At 65.2% G+C, this 5,973-nt stretch carries 6 protein-coding genes; 4 read left to right on the plus strand and 2 right to left on the minus strand.

Features of this window, described 5'->3' with window-relative positions; genetic code table 11:
* Positions 1–113: 113 nt before the first annotated feature.
* The 4 genes from CSZ94_RS26730 (at position 114) to CSZ94_RS26745 (ending at position 4,543) form a co-directional block, all read left to right on the plus strand.
* Positions 114–1,022 carry a hypothetical protein gene (locus CSZ94_RS26730; protein ID WP_102124274.1) on the plus strand — a complete coding sequence of 303 codons (909 nt, stop codon included), beginning with the start codon at positions 114–116 and terminating at the stop codon, positions 1,020–1,022.
* Positions 1,019–2,491 carry a MocR-like pyridoxine biosynthesis transcription factor PdxR gene (gene pdxR, locus CSZ94_RS26735; protein ID WP_102124275.1) on the plus strand — a complete coding sequence of 491 codons (1,473 nt, stop codon included), beginning with the start codon at positions 1,019–1,021 and terminating at the stop codon, positions 2,489–2,491. The genes CSZ94_RS26730 and pdxR overlap by 4 nt, the downstream gene beginning before the upstream one ends.
* A gap of 142 nt (positions 2,492–2,633) precedes the next feature.
* Entirely contained in the window at positions 2,634–3,812 is a 1,179-nt protein-coding gene (locus CSZ94_RS26740; RefSeq protein ID WP_102124279.1) for a benzoate/H(+) symporter BenE family transporter, read from the plus strand.
* 188 nt (positions 3,813–4,000) lie between these two features.
* Positions 4,001–4,543 (plus strand): gamma carbonic anhydrase family protein, encoded by a 543-nt coding sequence (locus CSZ94_RS26745; protein WP_102124276.1) that lies wholly within the window; start codon positions 4,001–4,003, stop codon positions 4,541–4,543.
* On the opposite strand, the gene CSZ94_RS26750 is transcribed toward CSZ94_RS26745, so the two are convergent.
* Together CSZ94_RS26750 and CSZ94_RS26755 are read right to left on the minus strand one after the other, a co-directional pair.
* A complete protein-coding gene (locus tag CSZ94_RS26750) occupies positions 4,516–5,457 on the minus strand; it encodes an acyl-CoA desaturase (RefSeq protein WP_102124277.1) in 942 nt (313 codons plus the stop codon). The genes CSZ94_RS26745 and CSZ94_RS26750 overlap by 28 nt on opposite strands.
* The gene (locus tag CSZ94_RS26755; protein ID WP_102124278.1) at positions 5,457–5,774 is read right to left on the minus strand and encodes a DUF3144 domain-containing protein; all 318 of its coding nucleotides are present in this window, start codon (positions 5,772–5,774) and stop codon (positions 5,457–5,459) included. The genes CSZ94_RS26750 and CSZ94_RS26755 overlap by 1 nt, the downstream gene beginning before the upstream one ends.
* Positions 5,775–5,973: the final 199 nt, after the last annotated feature.

Raw genomic sequence — 5,973 nt, forward strand, 5'->3', positions numbered from 1 at the left:
AGAGAGATCGGTTCGTTTGCCATTTACGCGTCCAAATACCGAGAGTAAACGCCTTTCTCAACGTGTTTACAAGCAATATTTCACCCTATCGTCACTCCGAGCACCTACCCTTCATGCAATCGCCCTGCAGTGCCGACGACGTGCTGGTCGACCGCATCGTGCCCGGTGCGCCGCTGGTCATCGCCTTCAGCTTCGTCTCGTGGACCACACGCCCAGCCTTCGATTTTTACGGGCGCCTGCGCAAGCTGGAACAGGCCAGCGGGCAGCATCTGAACAAGATCCTCGTGCGCGATTCGGGCAATGCCTGGTATCACCGCCAGATTGCGGGCCTGGGCAGCCATGTGGACGAAACGACGCAGGCCCTGCGCGAGCTGGTGAACCGCATTGCGCCAAGCCAGGTCACTACCATCGGCCAGTCCATGGGCGCGTATGCGGCCGTCATGTTTGGCTTGCTGCTCGATGCGCAGCAGATCGTCGCCTTTGGCCCCTTGTCCTTCCTCGACGTGCAGCAGGCGCGGTTGTATCATGAGCTGCGCTGGCTGCCCGTGATGGAGGCGCTGGCGCAAGACCCGCCGCTCTCGGGTTACTATGACCTGGCGGCCCTGTGCCGCGCCAGGGCGACGGAGCATACGCATCTGCACCTGGTGTTCGGCACGCGGCCCGACGTGGCCAACCCTGGCACCAGCGCCAGCGAATCGGTGAACCTCGACGCCATGCACGCGCAGCGCCTGGCCGCCTTCGGCCGCTGCACCCTGCACCCGTTTCCCCAGTCCGGCCACGCGGTGGTGCAGCACCTGATCGACACGCAGCGCATCAACGGTTTGCTGGCCAGCTGCATACTCGGTCTCGCTTTGGACCCTGAACCCATGCCGGAGATCGGCACCGCCTGGCAGGACTGGGTGGCGGAAAACCTGCGCCTCGGCTGCGCCGGCGAGCAGCTGGTGGCGGTGCTGCAGCAGCACGGCTTTTCGCCAGCCAGCAGCATGGCGGCCGTGGATGCGGCCCGCGCCAAGCTCCTATGACGGCGCAGTTCGAACTCGACACCCTGAAAATACGCATCGCCGCTCCTGAGCTGGCGGCGCTCGACTTGCGCGTGCGCGTGCAGCGCGCGCTGCGCCAGCTGATACTCGATGGCGTGCTGGCGCCCGGCCTGCGCCTGCCGGCCACGCGCGCGCTGGCGCAATCGCTGGGCGTGTCGCGCGACACGCTGGAAATGGCGTATGCGCAGCTGCGCCTGGACGGGTATATCCAGCGGCAGGCGGGATCGGGCAGTTTCGTGTCGGCGACGATAGGCGCGAGCTTGCTGGGCAAGCCGTCGTCGGCAGTGCCGCCTGCGTCCGCGCAGCCGGTGGCCCTCAGCGCGCGCGGTGCGCACATCCTCGCCAGCGACGGCGTGGCCGATCAGCAGAGCGTGAAGGCGTTTGCCACGGGCTTGCCGGAAACGCGCGCCTTTCCCCTCGACGTGTGGGAACGCTTGCGGCGCCAGGCGGCCAGCAGCGAACACCATGTGCTGCTGCACGGCGACCCGCAAGGCGCTGCACCGCTGCGACAAGCCATCGCCGATTATGTGAACCTGGAGCGGGGCGCGCGGGCGACGGCGGAGCAGGTGCTGGTCTTGAGCAGCACGCGCCAGGCCCTGTACCTGTGCGCGCTGGTGCTGGCCGATGCGCATGGCCCGATATTGATGGAAGATCCCGGCTATTTTGGCGCCCGCAAGGCGTTCGAGATGGCGCAATTGCAGGTGCTGCCCGTGCCGGTCGACGCGCATGGCTTGTCCATCGAACACCTGCGGGCGGACCGCAGCGGGGCCAACACGATTTACGTCACGCCGTCGCATCAATACCCGACGGGCGCCACGCTGGCGCTGGAGCGCCGCTTCGCGCTGACCGCCTGGGCCGCCGAGCGCCAGGGCTGGATCATCGAAGACGATTACGACAGCCAGTTTCACTACGCCGGCTTGCCGACGGCTTGCGTGCAGGGACTCGATACGCAGCAGCGCACGATTTATCTGGGCACCTTCGCCAAGTCGCTGTATCCGGGCTTGCGCATCGGCTACATGGTGCTGCCGCCCGCGCTGGTCAAACCGATGACGCATGCGCGCAGCATCCTCGATGGTCACACACCGCAACTGGATCAACTGACCTTGGCCCGTTTCATCGCCGATGGCCATTTCGCAGCCCATGTGCGCGCCATGCGCAAGGTCTACGCCGTGCGCCGCGATGCGATGGCGCAGGCCGTGCAGCGGCACTTGCCGCACGTGGTCACGGCGCAGCTGCCGCCGGGCGGCTTGCAACTGCCTTGCTTGCTGCATGAGGGCAGGGGCGAGCTGGATACGATACGGCTGGCGGCGCAGGCGGGCATCGTGCTGCCGGGCCTGAGCCGGCTATACGCGAGGCCGCCGGCGCGCGGTGGCTGGCTGCTGGGCTTTGCTGCGCTCACGCCGCACGAGATCGAGAGCGGCATCGTCCGCCTGGCATGCGCCTTGGGCTGATGCCGTCAAAGTGGTCTGTTATATGTGTTTGAATTGGACTGCTTTGGCAGTCCATGTGGCCATTAAGATGCTCCCTTTCAATGGCAGGGGCATCCACATGACAACCACCACCACCACCACCACCACCACCACAAGCGCCGCCATGGCCGAGCGGCTGCGCTGGCGCGATCTCGCTTCCCCCACGATGGCCGCCTGTATTTCCGTCCTCGTCAACTATGGCGGTACCTTCGTGCTGGTGTTCCAGGCGGCCCAGCTGGCCCAGCTCAGCGCGGCGCAGACGGCATCCTGGGTCTGGTCGCTGAGCATCGGCGTGGGCGTGACGGGCATCTGGCTCAGCTACCGCTACCGCGCGCCCATCATCACGGCCTGGTCGACGCCCGGCGTGGCCTTCCTGGCCACCGTCATGCCGCACACGCCTTACGCGGAGGTGATCGGCGCCTACATGGTATCCGCGCTCGCCTTCATTTTGCTGGGCATGTCCGGCGCCTTCGAGCGCCTGGTACGCTGGATACCGGGCGGCATCGCCGCCGGCTTGTTGGCCGGTATCTTGCTGCAGTTTGGCGTGAATGCCTTCGGCGGCGCCAGCGCCGACCCGCTGCTGGTAGCGGTGCTGCTGTTGTCGTATGCTGTGCTGCGCCGTTTTACGGCACGTTTTGCCGTGGTGGGCATCATGCTGATCGGCCTGGCCCTGCTGCTGGCGCAGGGACGCATCGATGGGCAAGGCATCGAACTGGCCCTGGCTGCGCCCGTGTTCGAGATGCCGCGCTTTTCCGTGGCGTCTCTCCTGGGCGTGGCGCTGCCGCTGTTCCTGATCACCCTGACGGGGCAGTACATGCCCGGCATGCTGGTGCTGCGCAATGATGGCTACTGCGTCAGCGCCAATCCCATCCTCACGGTGACGGGACTCGGTTCGCTGCTCATGGCTCCATTTGGCGCGCATGCCTTCAACGTGGCCGCCATCACGGCCGCCATCTGCACGGGCAAGGATGCGCATGCGGACCCGGCTAAGCGCCATGTCGCGGGGCTGGCGTGCGGCGTGCTGTACATCCTGGTGGGCGTCTTCGGCGTCACCCTGGCCAGCCTGTTCATGGTCTTGCCGCGCAGCTTCATCACGGCGCTGGCGGGCCTGGCCCTGCTGGGCGCCATCGGCAACAGTCTGGCGCAGGCGATGGCGGACGTGCGCATGCGCGAAACGGCCTTGATCACTTTCCTGGCGACGGCCGCGAACGTCACCTTGCTGGGCGTGGGCGGCGCCCTGTGGGGGCTGGCGGCCGGACTGGCGGCGCATGGGCTGATGCATGGCTGGCGCAAGGCGACATAGCCAGACAGCTTGCCCGTTTTGCCAGCCGCCGCATACAATTGCTGCGCCCGTGTCCGTTGGCACCGTACTTTTCTCGATGTGCGCGATGGCCGAGTTGAGCTCCCTGGCGCATGGCCTGGCGATTTTTGCGCTGGCCGCCGGCTGGGTGTGAATGTTTACTTTTACTATTAATGAAAAGCGAGAAAGCGATGCCTGTCAGCTCCTACCTGAATACCCGTCCCGTCGTGGGCGAGCGTGTCTACCTGCATGACACGGCGCAAGTGATAGGCGATGTGCAGATCGGCGACGACTGCTCGATCTGGTGCAACAGCGTGCTGCGCGGTGACGTCAACCGCATCGTCATCGGCGAGGGCAGCAATATCCAGGACTTTTCCATGGGCCATGTGTCGCACAAGAATGCGGCCAAGCCCGACGGTTCTCCCTTGACCATCGGCAAGTACGTGACCATCGGCCACTCCGTGATCTTGCACGGCTGCACGATTGGCGACGAATGCCTGATCGGCATGGGCAGCATCGTCATGGATGACGTGGTGGTGGAAAAGCACGTGATGCTGGGCGCGGGCAGCCTGGTGTCGCCGGGCAAGGTACTGGAAAGCGGCCATCTGTACGTGGGCCGCCCCGCCGCCAAGGTGCGCCCGTTAACAGAGGCGGAGATCGCCTACCTGCGCTATTCGGCCGAGCACTATGTGCGCGTAAAAAACAATTACCTGGCCGGTGGCGACGCCGCCTGAGCGGCAGCGCGGTCAAGGCGGCGCAATTCCGGCCGCGGCGCCAGGTCTTGCGGCAGGCGCAGGCCGGACACCAGGCCCATACGCTGCCACAGCAGCAAGACCCACCAGCCCGGGTCCCATTCGCCCGGTAGCAGGCCCAGCCTGGCCGAGCCCGGATAGGCGTGATGGTTGTTGTGCCAGCATTCGCCCATGGTCAGCAGCGAGACCAGGCGGATATTTCTCCCTTGCACGGCGGCGCCATCGACATGAAAATGCATTTGCCCGTGGTTGTGGGCAAAGTAGCCGATCAGCCAATGACCGAGCACGCCGGCGCTGACGCGCGCGCAGACACCCCAGCAGACAAAACCCCAGCCGCCCCAGGCAAAGAACAGCAGGGCCCACGGCAGTTGCTGCAGCATCCAGCAAGCTTCCAGGAAACGATAAAAGCGGTCGTGCGCGATGCGCGGCTCGATGGCGATGTGCGGCGGATGGCGCAGTTGCAAGCGGCAGTGGAGTTGCCACCAGGCATCGTGCCAGAAGCCGGCGCCGTGGCGCAGATAGGGGTGGCAATCGGGCAGGCGCTGGGCGTAGTCGCGCAGCTCGTGCTGGCGCAGCAGGCCCAGCGGGCCGCTGAGTCCCACCAGCACCCCCAGGTACACCAGCAAGTATTCCAGCCATTGCGGGCAATGAAAGCTGTCGTGGATCAGTTTGCGGTGGCTGCCCAGCGAATGGCCGAACAGCAGGACGATGGCCGTGCCGTTCACGAACAGCAGCAGGCCGGTCCAGCTGAAGGCGAACAGGGCGCCGGCAATGGCGCCGGCCAGCATGGCCGTCAGCCACAGCGATTGCAGCGGCGCGTAGCGCACCACGCCGTCAAGCACGCTGTCGGCGTGCGTGGCGCGGGCGCGGTGGCTGTCCAGGCCGGCAGTTGACATCAACCCTTGGGGGCCGACGACGGTTGCGTGTACTTGTCGAAGTTGCTGATGTAGTCGTTGAAGTTGTCGGTCAGCATGCGCTTGTACTGTTCCGTGAAGAAGGCCACGGCGCCTTCCTTCTCTGCCTGCATCTTGACCACGTCGTTGCTCTTGCTGGCAACCAGGAAGGCGTTGAAGCGGGCGGCCGCGTACAGCAGCGAGGTGGCTACTTCATTGCCGCCGCTGTGCATGCATTGTTCATTGGCCAGGGCGATGACCTGGTCGGCGCGTTCCCAGAATTCCGGGCCCGGCGCTGGTTTGGTGGTTGGTGTGGTCATAAAAATCCTTCATGAAAGTGCGCGCCAGTCTACACAGGGGGCCGCAGGCTGTCCAGCCGCGCGGCGGCCTGTCCAGGGCGATTGCATGAAGGGTAGGTGCTCGGAGTGACGATAGGGTGAAATATTGCTTGTAAACACGTTGAGAAAGGCGTTTACTCTCGGTATTTGGACGCGTAAATGGCAAACGAACCGATCTCTC

The sequence above is a fragment of the Janthinobacterium sp. ROICE36 genome (genome assembly GCF_002869965.1).
Lineage (GTDB): Bacteria > Pseudomonadota > Gammaproteobacteria > Burkholderiales > Burkholderiaceae_D > Janthinobacterium.